Origin of the sequence: Salinicoccus sp. Bachu38, from assembly GCF_038561955.2 — a bacterium.
Classification (GTDB): Bacteria; Bacillota; Bacilli; order Staphylococcales; family Salinicoccaceae; genus Salinicoccus; species Salinicoccus bachuensis.
Genome location: NZ_CP138333.2, coordinates 321213 through 339336, shown reverse-complemented (window position 1 = coordinate 339336; position 18124 = coordinate 321213). Strand labels below are relative to the sequence as shown.

The 18124-nt window shown below is 48.9% G+C and carries 20 protein-coding genes; 6 read left to right on the top strand and 14 right to left on the bottom strand.

Going from position 1 to position 18124, the window contains the following annotated elements; all coding sequences use genetic code 11:
* Positions 1-6 precede the first annotated feature (6 nt).
* The 3 genes from RQP18_RS01790 to RQP18_RS01780 are packed head-to-tail and all read left to right on the top strand — an operon-like array spanning position 7 to position 3038.
* On the top strand, positions 7-927 hold the full coding sequence (locus RQP18_RS01790; protein ID WP_342388456.1) for an ABC transporter permease: 921 nt from the start codon (positions 7-9) through the stop codon (positions 925-927).
* A 16-nt stretch (positions 928-943) separates the two neighbouring features.
* Positions 944-1960 (top strand): ABC transporter ATP-binding protein, encoded by a 1017-nt coding sequence (locus tag RQP18_RS01785; RefSeq protein ID WP_342388455.1) that lies wholly within the window; start codon positions 944-946, stop codon positions 1958-1960.
* Entirely contained in the window at positions 1938-3038 is a 1101-nt protein-coding gene (locus tag RQP18_RS01780) for an ABC transporter ATP-binding protein (protein WP_342388454.1), read from the top strand. The genes RQP18_RS01785 and RQP18_RS01780 overlap by 23 nt, the downstream gene beginning before the upstream one ends.
* Before the next feature lie 37 nt (positions 3039-3075).
* Here the strand turns inward: RQP18_RS01780 and RQP18_RS01775 are convergent, their stop codons facing one another.
* Genes RQP18_RS01775 through RQP18_RS01765 form a run of 3 tightly spaced genes read right to left on the bottom strand, consistent with a single transcriptional unit; the run spans position 3076 to position 5658 of the window.
* Complete coding sequence (locus tag RQP18_RS01775) at positions 3076-3561, bottom strand: DUF456 domain-containing protein (protein ID WP_342388453.1); 486 nt, start codon at positions 3559-3561, stop codon at positions 3076-3078.
* Positions 3561-4766 (bottom strand): MFS transporter, encoded by a 1206-nt coding sequence (locus RQP18_RS01770; RefSeq protein ID WP_342388452.1) that lies wholly within the window; start codon positions 4764-4766, stop codon positions 3561-3563. Before RQP18_RS01770 ends, RQP18_RS01775 begins: the two co-directional genes overlap by 1 nt.
* A gap of 34 nt (positions 4767-4800) precedes the next feature.
* Positions 4801-5658 (bottom strand): LysR family transcriptional regulator, encoded by an 858-nt coding sequence (locus RQP18_RS01765; protein WP_342388451.1) that lies wholly within the window; start codon positions 5656-5658, stop codon positions 4801-4803.
* A 142-nt stretch (positions 5659-5800) separates the two neighbouring features.
* On the opposite strand from RQP18_RS01765, the gene RQP18_RS01760 reads away from it, so the two are divergent.
* Positions 5801-6679, top strand: coding sequence for an SDR family oxidoreductase (locus RQP18_RS01760; protein ID WP_342388450.1), 879 nt, complete (start codon positions 5801-5803; stop codon positions 6677-6679).
* Positions 6680-6719: 40 nt separating this feature from the next.
* On the opposite strand, the gene RQP18_RS01755 is transcribed toward RQP18_RS01760, so the two are convergent.
* The 8 genes from RQP18_RS01755 to RQP18_RS01715 all read right to left on the bottom strand — a co-directional run bounded on the left by RQP18_RS01755 (position 6720) and on the right by RQP18_RS01715 (position 13455).
* Complete coding sequence (locus tag RQP18_RS01755; protein WP_342388449.1) at positions 6720-7250, bottom strand: DUF402 domain-containing protein; 531 nt, start codon at positions 7248-7250, stop codon at positions 6720-6722.
* 77 nt (positions 7251-7327) lie between these two features.
* Complete coding sequence (locus tag RQP18_RS01750; RefSeq protein WP_342388448.1) at positions 7328-9331, bottom strand: hypothetical protein; 2004 nt, start codon at positions 9329-9331, stop codon at positions 7328-7330.
* A complete protein-coding gene (locus RQP18_RS01745; protein WP_342388447.1) occupies positions 9303-10208 on the bottom strand; it encodes an ABC transporter ATP-binding protein in 906 nt (301 codons plus the stop codon). Before RQP18_RS01745 ends, RQP18_RS01750 begins: the two co-directional genes overlap by 29 nt.
* Positions 10192-10584, bottom strand: coding sequence for a GntR family transcriptional regulator (locus tag RQP18_RS01740; RefSeq protein WP_342388446.1), 393 nt, complete (start codon positions 10582-10584; stop codon positions 10192-10194). The genes RQP18_RS01745 and RQP18_RS01740 overlap by 17 nt, the downstream gene beginning before the upstream one ends.
* Positions 10585-10675: 91 nt before the next feature.
* Entirely contained in the window at positions 10676-11449 is a 774-nt protein-coding gene (locus tag RQP18_RS01735) for an SDR family NAD(P)-dependent oxidoreductase (protein WP_342388445.1), read from the bottom strand.
* Positions 11450-11468: 19 nt separating this feature from the next.
* On the bottom strand, positions 11469-12188 hold the full coding sequence (locus RQP18_RS01730; protein WP_342388444.1) for a YebC/PmpR family DNA-binding transcriptional regulator: 720 nt from the start codon (positions 12186-12188) through the stop codon (positions 11469-11471).
* 55 nt (positions 12189-12243) lie between these two features.
* The gene (locus RQP18_RS01725; RefSeq protein WP_342388443.1) at positions 12244-12858 is read right to left on the bottom strand and encodes a Bax inhibitor-1/YccA family protein; all 615 of its coding nucleotides are present in this window, start codon (positions 12856-12858) and stop codon (positions 12244-12246) included.
* A 441-nt stretch (positions 12859-13299) separates the two neighbouring features.
* The gene (locus RQP18_RS01715; RefSeq protein ID WP_373446172.1) at positions 13300-13455 is read right to left on the bottom strand and encodes a hypothetical protein; all 156 of its coding nucleotides are present in this window, start codon (positions 13453-13455) and stop codon (positions 13300-13302) included.
* Between the two features lie 19 nt (positions 13456-13474).
* Here RQP18_RS01715 and RQP18_RS01710 point away from each other — a divergent pair, with 19 nt between their 5' ends.
* Positions 13475-14284 (top strand): LysM peptidoglycan-binding domain-containing protein, encoded by an 810-nt coding sequence (locus RQP18_RS01710; RefSeq protein ID WP_373446156.1) that lies wholly within the window; start codon positions 13475-13477, stop codon positions 14282-14284.
* Positions 14285-14340: 56 nt separating this feature from the next.
* On the opposite strand, the gene RQP18_RS01705 is transcribed toward RQP18_RS01710, so the two are convergent.
* Complete coding sequence (locus tag RQP18_RS01705) at positions 14341-15255, bottom strand: hypothetical protein (protein WP_342388441.1); 915 nt, start codon at positions 15253-15255, stop codon at positions 14341-14343.
* A 30-nt stretch (positions 15256-15285) separates the two neighbouring features.
* Positions 15286-16434, bottom strand: a complete 1149-nt coding sequence (locus RQP18_RS01700) for an MFS transporter (protein WP_342388440.1) — start codon at positions 16432-16434, stop codon at positions 15286-15288.
* Positions 16435-16502: 68 nt separating this feature from the next.
* Here RQP18_RS01700 and RQP18_RS01695 point away from each other — a divergent pair, with 68 nt between their 5' ends.
* On the top strand, positions 16503-16910 hold the full coding sequence (locus RQP18_RS01695) for a potassium channel family protein (protein ID WP_342388439.1): 408 nt from the start codon (positions 16503-16505) through the stop codon (positions 16908-16910).
* Positions 16911-16924: 14 nt separating this feature from the next.
* On the opposite strand, the gene RQP18_RS01690 is transcribed toward RQP18_RS01695, so the two are convergent.
* A complete protein-coding gene (locus RQP18_RS01690) occupies positions 16925-18109 on the bottom strand; it encodes a dicarboxylate/amino acid:cation symporter (RefSeq protein ID WP_342388438.1) in 1185 nt (394 codons plus the stop codon).
* Positions 18110-18124 lie beyond the last annotated feature (15 nt).

Genomic DNA, 18124 nt, shown 5'->3' with positions numbered 1-18124 from the left:
CATCATATGACTACATTTATCATTCGTAGGCTGTTACAGGCCATCCCCGTTCTCATTGGGGTGACAATTCTCGTGTTCAGTCTGATGCACCTCACTCCGGGTAACCCAGCGGTTATTATGGCAGGGGAAAGTGCGCCTCAGGCAACAGTACAGGCAATTGAAGAACGTCTGGGTCTGAACGACCCGCTTCATATACAGTATTTCAACTTCCTGGGCAATGCCCTGCAACTGGATCTTGGTACATCCATCAGGGACAACATCCCGGTATTCGACCATGTCCAGTCAAGATTCCTGATCACATTGGAACTTTCCGTATACTCAATGATTTTCGCAATAGTACTTGGGCTGCTGGCGGGCATCGTTTCAGCGGTGCGCCAGTATACATTCTCTGATGTTGCCATCATGATTGTTGCCCTGTTCGGGCTGTCCATGCCGAACTTCTGGCTCGGGCTCATGCTCATCCAGTGGTTCTCCATCAACCTCGGATGGTTCTCACCAACAGGCTGGGGGGACCCCGACCAGATTGTACTGCCGGTCATCGCACTGGGTACTGCCGGTGCCGCAATCATTGCCCGTATGACAAGGAGCAGCATGCTCGATGTCATTTCGCAGGACTATATCCGTACCGCCAGAGCAAAAGGGGTCAAGGAACGCGTGGTCGTATTCAGACATGCGCTCAAGAATGCAATGATTCCAGTCGTGACTGTAATCGGTCTTCAATTCGGCTACTTCCTTGCAGGATCTGTGCTCACCGAGAGTGTATTCGCAATCAACGGCCTGGGTCGTCTGATCATCGATTCCATTCTGCAGCGTGATTTCCCGGTTGTCCAAGGTGCCATCCTGGTCATTTCCGTCACCTTCGTTCTTGTAAATCTGGCAGTCGATATTTCCTACAGGTTCCTGAACAAGCGGATCGACCTAAACTAAGTTAGGAGTGACACATGTGTCAGAAAATATTCTTGATATAAATGATCTCAGAACTTCCTTCTTTGTAGAAGGAAATGAAATAAAAGCAGTCGATGGGGTAACTTTCCAGGTGCCCAAAGGCAAGACACTCGGCATCGTCGGTGAATCCGGTTCGGGCAAGAGCATCAGTGCCCTGTCCATCCTCCAGCTCATCGAAAATCCGGGCAAGATCGTCGGCGGCAGCATCAACTTCAAGGGCGAAGAGCTCACAGAGGCCAAAAACTCCAGGATGAGGGATATCCGCGGGAATGAAATCTCCATGATCTTCCAGGAACCGATGACTTCACTCAACCCTGTATATACGATTGGCCAACAGCTCAGGGAATCCTATAAGATACACGAGGGTCTCGGCAAGAAGGAAGGGACGAAACGTGCCGTCGAAATGCTCGAGCTCGTCGGTATCCCTTCCCCCGAAAAACGCCTGACCCAGTACCCATATGAACTCTCCGGCGGGATGCGCCAGCGTGTCATGATAGCCATGGCACTGGCCTGCAAACCGGAACTGCTCATCGCAGACGAACCGACGACAGCGCTCGACGTAACCATCCAGGCGCAGATCCTCGAACTGATCAAAGCGCTCCAGGATGACATCGGCATGAGTGTTGTAATGATCACCCACGACCTTGGGGTCGTCGCTGAAACCTGTGACTATGTCGCCGTCATGTACTGCGGCAAGGTGGTTGAGTATGCAGATGTAGAAACATTGTTCGACAACCCGAAACACCCTTATACTGTAGGGCTGCTCAATTCACTGCCGCGCCATGATGTCGATCAGGATGAACTTGTTCCAATCAAAGGGAACGTCCCTGCACCGGATGAAATGCCGACGGGGTGCCGATTCGCACCGCGCTGTCCGCACGCATCCGATATATGCAGCAAGCTGCCCGGACTCGAAACCCAGGAAGACGGCAATGACGTAAGATGCTGGATCTACACTGAAGAGTGGGACGGCGAGAAGGGAGTAAAAGTCTATGACAGAGAATCCACTACTTAAAGTAGAAAACCTTAAACAATATTTCCCGATCAAAGGTGGACTTTTGGGACGCACAGTAAATAATGTCAAAGCAGTTGATGACATCTCCTTCACAATCGGCAGGGGAGAAACGGTCTCCGTAGTTGGTGAATCCGGCTGTGGCAAGTCCACTACAGGACGGGCCATCCTGAGGCTTGATGAACCGACCGAAGGTAAAATCGAGTTCGATGGCAAGAATGTGCTCGGCAAGAATGCTTCTGAGATGCGCAGTATGAGAAGCGAAATGCAGATCATCTTCCAGGATCCATACGCCTCCCTGAACCCACGCAAGACTGTCCGTCAGACGCTTAACGAAGCCATGGAAATCCATAACATCGTTCCCAAGAAGGAGCGCAACGACCGCATCATTGAACTTATGGAGACGGTCGGGCTTCAAAAGCACCAGATCGACCGCTTTCCCCACGAGTTCTCCGGTGGCCAGAGGCAGCGTATCGGCATTGCCCGTGCATTGTCGGTCAACCCAAAACTCATCATCTGTGATGAAGCGGTCAGTGCCCTTGATGTATCCATCCAGGCACAGGTATTGAACCTGCTCAAACGGCTTCAGCGTGAAATGGGACTGACATACCTCTTCATCGCCCATGACCTCGGTGTCGTGCGTCACATATCAGACCGCATCATCGTCATGTACCTGGGCAAGATCGTCGAGATCGGTGATACGAAGAGCATCTTCGAAAACCCGCAGCACCCTTATACGAAAGCGCTGCTTTCTGCGATACCGGTGCCGGATCCGAAGAAGAAATCGGAGCGGATCTTCCTGCGTGGAGACGTCCCATCCCCGATCGATCCACCGACAGGCTGCCGTTTCCACACAAGGTGTCCTTTCGCCACGGATAAATGCCGTGACGTGGTGCCGGAACTGGAAGAGAAGGATGAAATCTACAAAGGCAAGCACAGTGTGGCCTGCCACTACGCACTGGATATCCAGCAGGGCAAGCACAAGCCAAAGTACAATATGACGGACGTGCGCAAAAGCCTGGACGAAGAAGGTACGGATAACCAGAGTACGGAAAAAGAAGTGGAAAAAGCACAGAAATAAAATAAAGCTCCCTCAAATGAGGGAGCTTTATTTATGTCTAGAACACGAGTGCATCGAGCAGGAACCACGCCACCATCAATACATAGACGACTGCATTGAATACAGCACTTGATAGGAAGGCGAGCAGCGAACCGACAGATGCCTTCAGTGCCTGGTTGAAGTCCTTTGAATTGAGCGCTTCTACAATCAGTACCAGCACGAACGGAACGAAGATGATGCCGAACGGCGGGTACAGGAACATCCCGATGACCACACCGACGATTGCGGCGTATTCCCCGCGCTTGGTGCCACCATATTTTTTGACGAAATAGCTGTTTGCGATAAAGTCGCTGAAAAGGACCAGGACCGTCAGTACGAAGACGATGATCCAGAACATCCATGACAGGGTCTCGCTGTTGACTGCAAAATGGTAGACGAGAAAACCGAGCCAGAACATCAATACGGACGGAACGACCGGAAAGATCAGACCCAAAAACCCGATGACGAAGGAAGCGATGACAATGAGCCACCATATGATTTCCATTATATTTCCCCTTTCCTTATTTCACTTCTAGTAAAGAAGAACAATACGAACGCTGCAAATACGAACGCTCCCGATACGAAGAATGAATACTCCAATCCTACAACATCACTGGCCATTCCGCCAAGCAGGTTGCCCAACAGCTGGCCTATGATCATGGCGTTGGCGAAAAGAGTGGAGGCATATCCCGGGAAGTCCGGAAGAAGATCCTGGAAATAGCTGATGCCGAGACCAAGCAGTACGGCGAGGAATATCGCCAGCGGCAGCTGGCCGATCACCATCGCTGTGAAATCATTGAATATGCCAATCGACATGAAATAGAGACTGCCGAGAAAAGCGCCGAGTATCAGAAGGGATTTGGAACTGATCCTGCCTGCAATCATCCCCATGAAAATCATGAAAGGCACCTCAAGTCCGGCACACAGGCTGGACAGTATCCCCACACCCCTTTCCCCTTCTCCAAGGTGGTTCGTGACATAGAGAGGCATGTTGAGGAGATACATCCATTGTCCCACATGCAGCATCGTAAACGCTATGAATGGCAGCAGCAGGGCAGGTGTTCTGAGCAGGTTGGGCGCAATCTTCTCTTCATAGCTCTTTATATCTACGGCACTTTGCGGCACGACCTTCTTCTCCGCGGGACGGATCAGGAAAGACAGGCCGAGTACAACGATGAACATGATGACAGTACCCGTAAACAGACCGTTGAAACCATAGATGCCGATCAGCACGGAACCGATCAGCGGACCGAATAGGAAACCGAAAGAGAACATGGACCTTAGCACCGTGTTCGCAAGCACTGCGATACTCGACCTGTAGGCGTTGATCGATTCCCGTGCTGAAGCATAGAGCTGTGGCATTGCGGGCGCACCGAGTGATGCGAATATGATATAGGACAGGGCCAGAAGCCAGACATTGCCGATTATGAGGTAGCTTGAAAAGGCGATGACCATCATCACCAGGGCACCGATGATGAGATACTTGCGGTCAAAGGCCAGACGGTCGCTTTTCCTTCCGATGAAAGTGTTCATCATGAAACTGCCGACGGCAACCGTTGCCATGAACAGGCCGTATGTGGCGGTCGGCATTCCATGCGTCTCCGTCATGAAGATGACGAGGAAGGGGGCAGTGAGCGATACAGCCATGCCCAAAAGTGTCATGTTAAGCAGGAAGAGGCGGTAGTTCTGGATGTGAAAAAGTTCGCGCATTGTCTTAACCATTCTTTCTATACATTTTTAAGTTCTAGCTTGCATTGACGAACGTCCGCACCAGTGTCAGGAATGCCTTTACTTGGGGCAGTTCGAGCACGCTCCTGTCAAAGGCGATATATGTATCGCGGGTGATCGGGCGTCCTTCGTAAAGCACTTCGTCGATATTGAACTGGGCACTGTCAAAGCCCTCCACCACAATTTCAGGCAATACGGTCATGCCGATGCCTTCGAGCAGCAGGGCGCGGCAGGTTGCAATCTGGTCGACCTTGATCTGCGAATCGTATTTGCGGTTGAACCGCCGCTCGAAAAACTGCTCGATTTCACTGATATATATGGGATCCGCCTGAAACTCTATGATGGGAAGCCGCTTTTCATCATCCGTCGTTTTCGGTGTCACCAGATAATGGCGGTCTACAAACAGCAGTTCATTCTGCTTGTTCAGTATACGGTTGCCCCGCACGATGCATATATGGAAATCATTCTGTTCATTGATGATCTGCTGGGATGAACCGACCTTGATCTTGATATTCACATTCGGGTAGAGCTTCAGGTACTGGGCCAGTATTTCGGGCAGAATGGTATGACCGATCAGGGAGGAGACACCTATGGAGAGATTCCCCTGTATGGAATTCTGGTTGATGCGTATATATTCTTTGACCAGCGACTCCCGCTCCACCACACTGCGCGCATGCTCAATGATCTTCTCCCCCTCCCCCGTCACATACAATTCCTTCTTCGTCCGGACGAATATCTTTACCCCCCACTCGTCTTCAATGGATTTCAGGCGCTGACTGACAGCCGGCTGGGATATGAACAGCTTCTCTGCGGCACGGCGCAGCGTCCTAGTCTCATCAAGTGTGACGAGCAGCTTATAATCATCGACTTTCATTCATTCAACATCCTTTCATCAATAAGAAAATCTTATCATAAATAAATATTTGCACAATCCTTGATTTCAAATAAGTGTAGGAAGCCTGCGCTTTGGGTATATGCCTATTGATTAAATCATTGTAATAGGAGGCAACATTACCATGACTGAAAAGAACAAGCATGAGAAAATTGATGAAGAGGTTGAAGGGTATACCCTGGACCGCCAACCCGGTGTTGAGAAGGATATGGACCCAAAACCGATATTCGATGATGACTATTATAAAGGCAGCGGTAAATTGAAGGACAAGGTCGCCATCATCACTGGAGGCGACTCCGGCATTGGACGCGCTGTCGCGGTTGCCTATGCGAAGGAAGGCGCCAATATGGTCATCGCCTACCTCGACGAGCATGACGATGCAGATAAGACGAAGGAAGCCGTCGAGTCCTACGGTGTCAAATGTGAAACCTACGCATTCGATGTCAAAAAGAAATCGGAATGTGAGGAGCTCGTCAAATTCACCATCGACAACTTCGGCAAACTCAACGTGCTGGTCAACCATGCAGGCGTCCAGTACCCAACAGAGGACTTCCTCGATATCAGTGAAGACCAGATCAGGGAGACTTTTGAAACGAATATCTACGGCATCATCTTCATGTCCCAGGCAGCACTGCCGTACTTGGACAAAGGGGACGCAATCGTCAACACGACAAGCGTCACCGCCTATAGAGGGTCACCTGGACTCATCGAGTATTCGGCGACGAACGGAGCCATCACTTCATTTACACGTTCCCTGGCAGGCAATCTCGCCTCAAAAGGCATCCGTGTCAATGGCGTCGCTCCCGGACCGATATATACACCGCTCATTCCGGCGACATTCGATGCGGAGAAAGTGGAACAGCATGGCGGGGATACGCCACTCGGCCGTCGCGGCCAGCCAAGCGAGCTTGCCCCAAGCTATGTGATGCTCGCATCCAACGATTCAAGCTATATGACTGGCCAGGTCATCCATGTCAATGGTGGAGACTATATGACCACTTAATACAAAAGCAGTAAGGGGAAGAAGTCCCCTTACTGCTTTTCTACTGGTCGACTTTTCTTTTGCAGTGGTCTGCAAGACGCCTGAAGCGGCTGAAATCCGCTTCGATCTCCTGCATCACCTGATTCGCGACCGAATAGGCGTAGTCACGCTGTTCCTCAGTGATATGCCCTCTTCTGACCGCCCGTTTTATATCCCGTTCATCGACAAGCTCGTAGCGGCCGTCCGGCAGAGCGAGCACATCCAGATAGATATCCTTCCGCCTGGCATTGCCAAGCTCCAGTGTATGTTCGACATTGATATCAAAGTAGTACTGCAGGACATGATCATTGTCATCATACATGACAGTAATACTGTAGTTTCCATTCCTCGGCATGATCTGCAGCCATTTGTAGTGGTCATCACATACCCGGACCTTCTTATCCAGTATCGGCACCGTGAGCGGAGACCGCACTTTATGGATGTCGAGCAGTCCGACCAGCATTTCCTCACCATCATGGTGGATGATTTTTTCCTTGTAGTCAGATCGGAGGAGACGTCTCCATCCTCTCTTATCGAGATATTTGGTTTTCATCACGTTCATCTCCTTCCCCCAATTATACAAAAATCGGGGAAAGAATGTGAAGGGATAAGGGTCTTAAATGTTGTTGGCTATTCGATGCCGATTATATAGTAACCATCTGCAACAGATGCATCTTCCATTCCCATGCCGGATTCCTGCATGAATTCAGGGGCGTACAGCAGTACACGATCTCCCTCCGCATCCAACTCCCCTTCATTTATCGCATCCACGATTTCATCACGATTTTCGCCTGTAACTTCTTCCAATGCATATTCTTCATCCAGTTCACCGAATGATAGAGACTGATAATCTGCGAAGAACGCCCCTTTTTCTTCCCCGGATAGTGAGAGTGTGTACATCGTCTGGCTGTCTGCCACTCCAATAAAATTCGCTATGTCCTGGCTTTCACCCACTGCATTGAGGAGAGCTGGGTTATAGATGGAGGCCACCCCCTGATAATAGTCCGAATCAAAGTCGACCGAAACATTCACAATCGGGACATTGGCATTGCTGATCAGTATCGGAATCTGTTCATTAATCTGATGGGCCTGCCTTTGATAGTCTTCAACAAAGGAGCCGATTTCTTCATGGGCATCAAGTTGTACATAGCCGTTCACGCCTGATATATCCAGGTTCCTTATATTCGTAACATCCGTTATATTATAGACGATATCGTATGCTGTAGAGAACCTGCTGCTGTTCAAAGTTTCCAGCAATGTGCTGTACTGGTCGTTATCCAAGGTGATATTATCATATCTTCTGCTAATATGCGTACCGTCATTCATCCTGTAACTGATTTCAAGTGCCTGGCCATTATATTCATTGCTCTGGCTGTTCTCCTGCCCGATTGCTGTCTGGTGGAGGGCCAGGGTCTGATCGATGACGGTCGGATCACTGATGAACATATACTCTTCGCTCATCCCTTCCCTTTCCCCGCCATCTGCACTATACATGCTGCTCCAGTTACCATTGACGCTGACACTGCTGATTTCGCCTTCATTTGGCACATATGAAGTATACTGCTGCCAACCAAAGATAAAGATGATCCAGAACAGTACTACAGAGATTGCAGTGGTCACTATGGAACGCTTTCTGAACTGTATTTTCGCCGTCCCCTGGAAGAACATCTCCTGGATAATATATGAAAATACAGCTCCAATGATGAAGGCCAATATGAAGACGACCGTCAGCCTCGGCAAAGCGAAGGAAATGATCATACCTACAAGCAGCATCCCCGAAATCGTGATGAAAGCAACCAGTATATCCCTCACCCAGTTGTTATTGAACGTATGGTGGATATCCTCATTGCGGCTTCTGTTGTAGATGATATAGGAGAGCCCGATTAGTATGATCGCCAGGGCAGTCCATATGACTGTTTTCCATATCACCAGACCGTCAAACACCTGTTGCACAGCAAAAACCGGGAAGGTATTGCGGGTAACGATACCCATCAGTCCCCCGCTTGCCTCAGGCGAAGTGACGATTCCATCATAAAGCATATCCGCTACCGTGACAGTCAGTCCCCAGAATACCAGAGGAAGGAAGAACACGATTACGACAATCTGCATATGCACAAATATGCTGTTCACAATAAAGCCAAAGAATACCGCTACCGCGAAGACGACGAACAGTACAAACAGGGTGTAGAAGAACCATTCCACAATCTGCATGAAGGTGACTTCAAACGCCAGAAAGTACCGTTCCAATAGTAATATGATGGCTGTAATTGCAATCGGGACGGTGATATTGATTATCCCTGCAATCAGCGCATGAGTAAGCAGTCCCTTCCTTTTGACGGGAAGACTGTGCATGAAATCAAGAGAGGACTCCTTGTTCTTATAGCTGAAGAGGAACATCACCATGAATACTATATAGACCATTCCACCGGCAAGCTGGAACGCTATCATCATCTTGAGCGGGTTATCCGGCAGTGACTCCCTGCCACCCATCATCTCGAAGTTGGATGAGGCAATCCATAATGCCAAAGGCTGGATCAGTATATTCCCGATAAGAAAAAGCACTGTCAGCCAGAATATCCCTCCCATGAAATGATTGAGCAGCGTCCTATTCAACAATGATGTTGCTGATTTCATAGCCTTTTTCCCCCATTTCATAAGCGAATATCTCTTCCAGTGACAAAGGCAGGATATCGTACATCAATGGGTGATATTTCGTCACCTTCTCTTCGATGTGCTTCATATCCCCTTTGATGATGCACGTGATGACCCGTCCCTTCACTTCGCGATGGACGACGCCCATCTCCCTGTAGAAACGTTCATCCGGGAGGGTGTCAAAAGCGATCTGCAGCTTGCAGTGGGAACCTTTGACCTCATTCAGTTCACGATGGAACAAAAGCTTCCCCTGATGCATGATGGAGACGGAATCGCACAGATCCTCCATCTCCCTCAAGTTATGGCTGGAGGCGATGACCGTCATGTCATGGTTCGCTATATCCTGCATCATGATGTTCTTCACCTGGCGGCGGATGATTGGATCAAGCCCGTCAAACGGCTCATCCAGCAGCAGAACCTTCGGTCGTGCAGAGAACGCCAGGACGAACGACGCCTGCCTTTTCATTCCTTTGGAGAGCTGCGAGAGCGGCTTTTTCACATCAAGGCTGAAATGTTTTGAAAGTTGTTCAAAACGGCTGGTCGACCATCTGGGATACATCGATCTGTAGAACCGTGCCATGGACTCCAGCGTTGCACCATTGAAAAAGTAGGGGATGTCATTGATGAACAGTACATCATCCTTGATGTCAGGATTCTCGAATACAGGAGCACCATCGTACAGCACCTCTCCCGCATCCGGCTTATAGATGCCGCTGAGCAGTTTCATAAAAGTGGTCTTGCCTGCGCCATTGGAGCCGAGAAGGCCATGGATGGTACCTGAAGTGACAGTCAATGTAACAGTGTCGACCGCCTTTTGCCTGCTGAATGCCTTGTCCAGCTGCCTAGTCTCGAGATTCATCTTCCTTTCCCCTTTCCTTTTCCAATTGTTCGATCAGTTTGATGAGCTTCCCTTTGGATGCACCAAGATAGAGCAGTTCGCTGGTCACCTGTTCAAAATTACGGGTGAGCGACTCGACCTTCCGGTCGTTTTCCCGGCTCCCCACATGCCCGACAAAACTGCCCTTCCCAGGGAGGGAATATATATATCCTTCCCTTTCCAGTTCACGGTAGGCCCTCTGGATCGTGTTCGGGTTGATCGTCAATTCCTGTGCAAGACTTCTGACTGAAGGAAGCTTCTCATCCGGCTTTATGACGCCCTGTATGATGAGCTGCTTCACCCTATCGACAAGCTGTTCGTATATGGGTACACGGCTTTTCAGATCCAAATTGATCACCAGACTGCCTCCTTCACTACTGTATTAATTATAATAATACAGTTAGTATGGCTAAAAAGCAATAAAAAAACGCCCGAAGGCGTTGGAAAAATCAGAGTGCATGGCCGGCGCCACCATCTATATTGACAGCATCCCCGCTGACATATGAAGCGAGGTCGGAACAGAGGAAGGTGATGACATTTGCGGCTTCTTCCGTGTCCCCGATTCTGCCAAGCGGAATGTTATGCTTATCGAGTTTTGAATATTCATCCCATGTCAGATCAGGTTCTTCATTTTTCCATCTTTCTTCTATCTGTTCGCTTCTGATGAGCCCGATGCATACCGTGTTCACCCGGATATCGTATTTCCCGAGGTCCTTGCTCATCGCTTTCGTCATCGCCATGCCTGCAGCACGGGATACCGTCGTCGGCAGCGATGAGGCAGGCGGCGTCTTGCCAAGGACTGCAGTGAGGTTGAGTATCGCTCCGCCCTGCTTTTTCAAATGCGGCAGTGCAGCATTTGATATTCTGACCGCAGCCATCAGTTTGAGATCGAGATCCTGCTCCCAGTCGGAAATCGACACTTCCTCGAATGATCTTGCGAAGGAGCCGCCGGCATTGTTGATGAGCACATCCAGCCGGCCGAATTTTTCAACCGTCTGCCCGATGATCTGTGAGGCCGCAGCATCTTCCTTCACATCCGCGACAACATAGTCGACTTCACCGAACTGGGAAATCTCATCCCTGGCCTCTTTCAGCCCCTCTTCACCTCTTGCAACGAGCATGACTTTGGCCCCAAGCTTCACCATCTGCTCGGCCGTCTTGCGGCCGATGCCCTTGCTGCTTCCTGTAATGACTGCTACCTTTCCCTCATATCCAAAATCCATTGCTGTTATCCCCCTTTGATTATTCACCCAGGTTGACGTTATGGTAGATGTTTGAGACATCTTCAAGATCATCCAGTGCCTCAATCAACTTTTCAAACTGTTCCTGGGATTCTTCCTCCAATGATACCTCATTCTGTGCAATCATCGTCTGTTCGGCGACTTCGTAATCTTCCACGCCCATTTCATCGAGCGCTTCCTTGATTTCATGGAAGGCCTGCGGCGTACCATAGACGACTGTAAAGGTGTTCTCCTCCGTCACATCCTCCACATCCACGTCCTTCTCCATCAGATCCATCATCGTGTCTTCGGGATCGAAGCCTGTGAACACAAAGACTGATTTTGCATCGAACATATAGCTTACCGCGCCACTGACGCCCATATTGCCGCCATTCTTGCCGAAAGCGGCCCGTACATCCGAAGCGGTACGGTTCACATTGTTCGTCAGTGCATCCACGATGATCATCGAACCTTCCGGTCCGAACCCTTCATAACGCAGCTCGTCGAATGCTTCGTCATCGCTGCCCTTGGCCTTATCGATCGCCTTGTCGATGATATGCTTCGGTACAGAATAGGTCTTTGCACGGTCCAGCACCGCCTTCAGTGCCTGGTTGCTCTCGGGATTCGGTTCCCCCTTCTTGGCAGCAACGTATATCTCCCGTCCGAATTTTGCATTGACCCGGCTCGTATCCTTATCCTTCTGCGCTTTTTTCTCTTTGATATTATTCCATTTGCGTCCCATTCGTCATCTTCCTTTTTAGCTGGTTTATATCCTACAATATATCATTTTATAGCATTCATCGCCTATTGTTAATGTATTGGTACAGCCTCAACAGCCTCTTGATGATGATCAGGAGGTTGATGAAGAGATTGAAGCCCATCTCCCTTGGACTGAACTGCTTGTTCTTCATACGGTTGAAGTCATACATCGTAAAGAGTATATAGAGCACCAGGCCGACTATCGTAATCGCCAGTGTCATATACGGCAGGTTGATGAAGAAATTGATCAGGGTCGTGAAAATGAGTATGAGCAATGCGATGAACAGGTATTTTCCCCAATGGGTGATGTCCCTCAGGAAAAAGTAGCCGATGAAGCCGAAGAAGATAAATACGATGATACCGAGAAGTACAATGCGATAGAATATATCCGTCCCAAAATCCGCTATGAACGATTCAAACAGACCGAATGACACCAGCCCGACCAGAAAGGCGTAGAGATGGCTGATGATCGGTCCGCTGTGGTTGAACCCCCTCACGAAAAGCGAAATCATCAGCAAGCCGAATAGCACCATCGAAGCGGTCGGACGCCATTCTTCCGGCAGATACTGACCGAAGTATGTACCGATGCCGAAAATCACCCAGTAGTAGAGAAAATAAAGCCATACCAATCTATAGTCATGACGGTCCGCCATATAAATACCTCCATTTACATTTCATAATACAGTTTCTATACCCCGGATTGTTAAAAACAACCGAAGTAGGTTTCCGTCCCGTTACGAGAACAATCTGAATGTATTAGGAATGTTTTAATTATATTACAGTTGTATTACATCGCCCTTTTTCTGTCATTAATTTGCTAAGATATATTTTGTAAACACAGACAGCCAACTTTGAACATAACATAAATCATATATATACTTACAAACACAACTCAGGAGGATCAACTCACTTATGAAAAAAGTCATTACTGCTTTGACAGCAACAGCAGCCCTTACTACATACGGTCTTTCAGACCAAGCGGAAGCATCATCCTATAAAGTACAAAGTGGAGATACACTTTGGAAAATAGCAAATCAGAACAGCGTATCCGTATCCCAGCTCAAATCCTGGAACAACCTGTCTTCTGATATGATCTATGTAAACCAGAGCCTCAAAACCAGCGGAAGCAGTTCAAGCAGCTCTTCCAGCAGTTCTTCAAGCTCAAGCAGTTCTTCAAGTTCAAGCAGCTCTTCCAGCTCAAGCTCTGCAAGTGGTACATACACAGTCAAGTCCGGCGATACGCTGAGCAAGATTGCAAGAGCACACGGCATGAACTACAGAACACTGATGAATATCAATAATATTTCTTCACATATCATCCATCCAGGACAGAAACTGTCTGTAAGCGGAAGCTCTTCCAGTTCTTCTGACAAGCCTTCCAGCTCAAGTGCTTCAAGCAGTTCTTCCAGCTCAAGCAGCTCTTCCAGCTCAAGTGCTTCAAGCAGTTCTTCAAGCTCAAGCAGTTCTTCAAGCGCTTCAACTGGATCCTACACAGTAAAATCCGGCGACACGCTGAGCAGGATCGCTTCGGCTCATGGTACTACATACAGAAACATCATGAACCTCAATAACATGTCATCCACAGTCATCTATCCGGGACAGTCCCTGAAAGTGTCCGGTACGGCAAGCTCTTCCAACAGCTCAAATGCTACCGAGAGCAGCTCCAGCGCTTCTGAAAGCAGCAGCTCAGCAACACAGAACGTTTCTGCACCGGCACCAACGAATGTATCCTACGGCAAGAACTACTACTACTGGGGAGACTGCACATGGTATGTATTCGAACGCCGCCAGCAGCTCGGCAAACCGGTAGGCAACAACTGGGGCAATGCATACGACTGGGATAACAGAGCAAAAAGTGCAGGCTACAAAGTGAACAACTCCCCATCCGTCGGTGCAATCATGCAGGCGAATGCATGGACCAACTTCGCTTGGGGTCTTGGCCACGTAGCAGTCGTTGAAAGAATCAACTCCGATGGATCTATCCTCGTTTCCGAAATGAACTTCGGCAGCGGCAAGGGTGTTAAATCCTTCAGGACAATCAGCTCTTCCCAAGTTTCCGGCCACAACTTCATCCACTAATAAAGTTTGGGATTATAGAAGAGAGCAGCATACCATTGGTATGCTGCTCTCTTTTTCTATTTTCCGTTGAACGGCCGGTTATGTGACCCCGGTGCTTCGTTATTTATGGTCATCTCCACCTGGTATATGCGGTTCACCAGTGTATACAGCGGTGCCTGGGTGAGCAGATAGACGGACCAAGGGGATTTCGGCTCAAAGTCATGAAGCGCCATGATGAACTCCTCACGGCCCGGAAGCTCTCTGAACTCCAGACGGGGCGTCTTGTTAGACATCCGCTTTGACAGGCCGCCCCCCTGTATCCTGTAGATTTCAACGCCATTGTAACTTCTTTTTGCATCATATTCCACAATCAGTGCGGGCGCATCCATCCTGGCAAATCGTATTTTTATGAGATGCCTGTCGTATTCAACATTGATCAGGTCATAGAGGATTTCATTCAGCCATTCAAAATAGTACTTGCCGACGTCCTTGATGTGCCAACCTTCCGGAAGCGGCGCCCTCTGTACACTTCTGACATTATTGTAATCGGAAGCTTTATATGACAGGGTTTTTCCGTATCTCTTGATGGGCGTCTGAGTGACCTTGACTTCTGTGCCGTATGCACCAAGCACATCGGCTGTATATTCACTGCTGACTTCATCCGCAACAAAGATGATCTGTTCGACTTCCCTTATTTGGGAGGCACGTGCAATATTATCGGCCAGGAGTATATACAGGTCCTCGAACCTCCCCTGGGTCTGCCGGTTGAGCCTCATTATGGGATCCTCGAAGAAAATTACTGTATCGATGCCCCTCAAAGCTTCCTCGACCTCCGGCAAAATGAACAGATCCTTCTTCAGAAAGGTGATATCCATACCGGTATCATCCTGATCGGCACTTGAAAAGGCGTAGAGGTTGAAAGTGTCCTTCAGTTCCCTGTACAGGTTCTGGCCGATTCTTCCGCTCACACCCATCAATAGCACATTCTTCACTTTATCACATCCTTAGACAACTTATTTCCCCTAAAATGATTCTCTGAATCCACTTTTCTTATGAACAGTATAGATGCCACCAAGCAGTATGATAAGTATCAATCCGATGAATAGGAAAGGCGTCTCAAAATATGTGGCGAATATGCCGGAAAGGTAGGAGCCGGCAACGGATCCAAGTGAGAAAAAGGAATAGAAGATTCCGTTTGCCTTTCCTCTTTCGTGCATCTCCGTGTTCTGGCCGATGATTTTGTTCATGGATGGGAATATGAAGCTGAATCCAATCCCATATATGACCATTGCCATATAGATGAGGAACACTGTGGGCACGAAATGCAGAAAAATCATGGCCATCGCCACGATGAATATGCCTGATGCCACAAGAGCCACCGGACTATATTTCGAATAGATCCGGTTGGCCGGTGTGGCAAAGACCAGTATCGCAACAATGCCGAAAACGCTCAGCATGGCTCCTGTCGACTGGTCGGACAGCCCGACTGCCGCAACTTTCAACGGAAGGCCGAAAGCAAGGGATCCATTTGAGACCATCAGCGTAAAAGCGGATATATAGGCAACAATGAGGGATGGACGGGTGATGATCTGTCCATAGTTCGTCGCATAATGGATTTTCCGGCTCTGCTCCGTCGTGCTCTCCTTTACTGTAACGAGAATCAGCAGAATGCCAAAAACGAAGATGCCGGACATGACAAGATAGACCATCTCATAGCCTGCCTGGCTCGAGATGATGCCGCCAAGTGCAGGACCAAGAACTGCTGCTGTACCGATGGAGACTCCCGTCAGAGCCATCGAGCGGCCGATGGCTTTCTTTTTCGATATATCCGCCACCAGGCTGAATGCGGCAGGTGTCAGCAGACCGCTTGAGAACCCATGGACCACCCGGATAAGCATCAGCAGCCCGACCGATGGAACCACCGTGTAGGTGAGCAGGATGACCACCTGCAGCCCCATACCCAGGAGAAGCATGTTCTTTCGCCCGAATTTATCCGAGAAAAACCCCCCAAAAACGTTTCCGACCATGTTGAAGAGGGAATATATTGCTACTATGATGCCTGCCGTATATTCATCTGCACCCAAAGATAAAGCGAATGGTGTGATGATCGGCAGCTGGACAAACAGATCCAGAAAACATATGACGATGATGAGATATAAAAATTTGTTCATAACCAATGTCCTTTTTCTTATTTATCTTACATACCATTATAAACAACTTTTGATTTTGGGGGAATTTGATGGCTCAGGCTTTTCTAGGCATTCTTGTCGTTCTTATATTGTTCCAGTTGGGTGCATTCGCCAAAAAGAAGGGGAATATGAAGGATACCCATAAGTTTTCTCTCCAGTGGCCGCTCTATTTGTATATACTCACTGTATTGTTATCCACCATGTTCATATTCGCCATGATATATTACATTTCTTCAGTCTATACCCCCATTCTTAAAGTAGGCAACACCGGGGAACTGATTACTGACTACACATTCATGCAGATGCTCTACTACAGTGGGGTCACGCTCCTATCAATAGGATACGGAGATCTGGTACCCGTTGGAGCGATACGTTTCATCTCCATATTTGAAGGATTTCTGGGCATCGTCCTCCCCACCGTTATATTCATCAAGGAAATAACAAAAGACCGCACGTAGCGGTCTTTTTCATGTCATCTATTCAATTTCTGTTCGTACGCATCGATGATGCCGCTGACTGCACCATCTCCTGTGATGTTTGCCGCAGTACCGAAGCTGTCCTGAGCCATGTACAGGGCAATCATGAATGCAACGGCCGCTTCAGTGAAGCCAAGATTCGTCATAAGTACACCACTTGCCGCCATGATTGCGCCTCCGGGTACACCCGGTGCCGCAATCATTACAACTCCAAGCAGCATGATCGTTCCAAGCATCGTGAAGAAGCCTGGGAGTTCATAGTCCGGCAGTACCGACATGACTGCGATGGAACAGCTGACGATTGTAATCGTACTTCCCGAGAGGTGGATATTTGCACACAATGGAATGACGAAGTCTGCAATCCTGTTGCGGATACCGTTCTCCTTCGTCTGTCTCAGTGTGACAGGTATCGTTGCAGCACTGCTCATCGTACCCAGTGCTGTAAAGTAGGCGGGCATCATCGTCTTCACCATCTTTAATGGATTCTTCCCGATCAATGCACCGGCTATCGTATACTGTATGGTAATCCAGACCCAGTGGAGCAGTATCGCCACAAGGAGCACGACACCGAATACAGCAAGTGTGTCAAATACCGTCCCCTGTGACGCCATTCCTGCGAAGACACCCGCAATGTAGAATGGAAGTATCGGAATGACGACCTTTTCGATCAGGAACTCAACGATGTTCTTCCCTTCTTCGAACCATCTCTGCATGAGTTCCGACTTCGTAAGTGTAATGACAATCCCGAAAGCAAATGCCAGAACAAGCGCTGTGAGGATGTCCATGAGCGGTGCGATTTCAAATTCGAAGAACGGTTCGAGCCCTGCGCCTTCCTCAGGAACACTTCCCCCATCGGTGATGCGCGGCATGACCATCATTGCCACCAGATACGCCAGGATGCCGGCACCGAGTGTTGATATGTATGCTGTACCCAATGTTGCGCCGACCACTTTGCCGGATCCTGCTCCAATCTTCGAAATTCCGTTGGCAATGAAGAAAAGGATAATCAATGGAATCATGAAGAATATGAAGCTTCCCAGAATAGATTCCAAAGTAAGCAGCAGCCTGACCAGGAACGCCAGCACCGATTCCATTCCCCCTGATGCATCCACACCATAATACAGTGCACCGATTCCGATACCGACGACGATACCGGCAATCAGCTTGAGTAGTAGTTTCACTTAAAATTCCCCCTA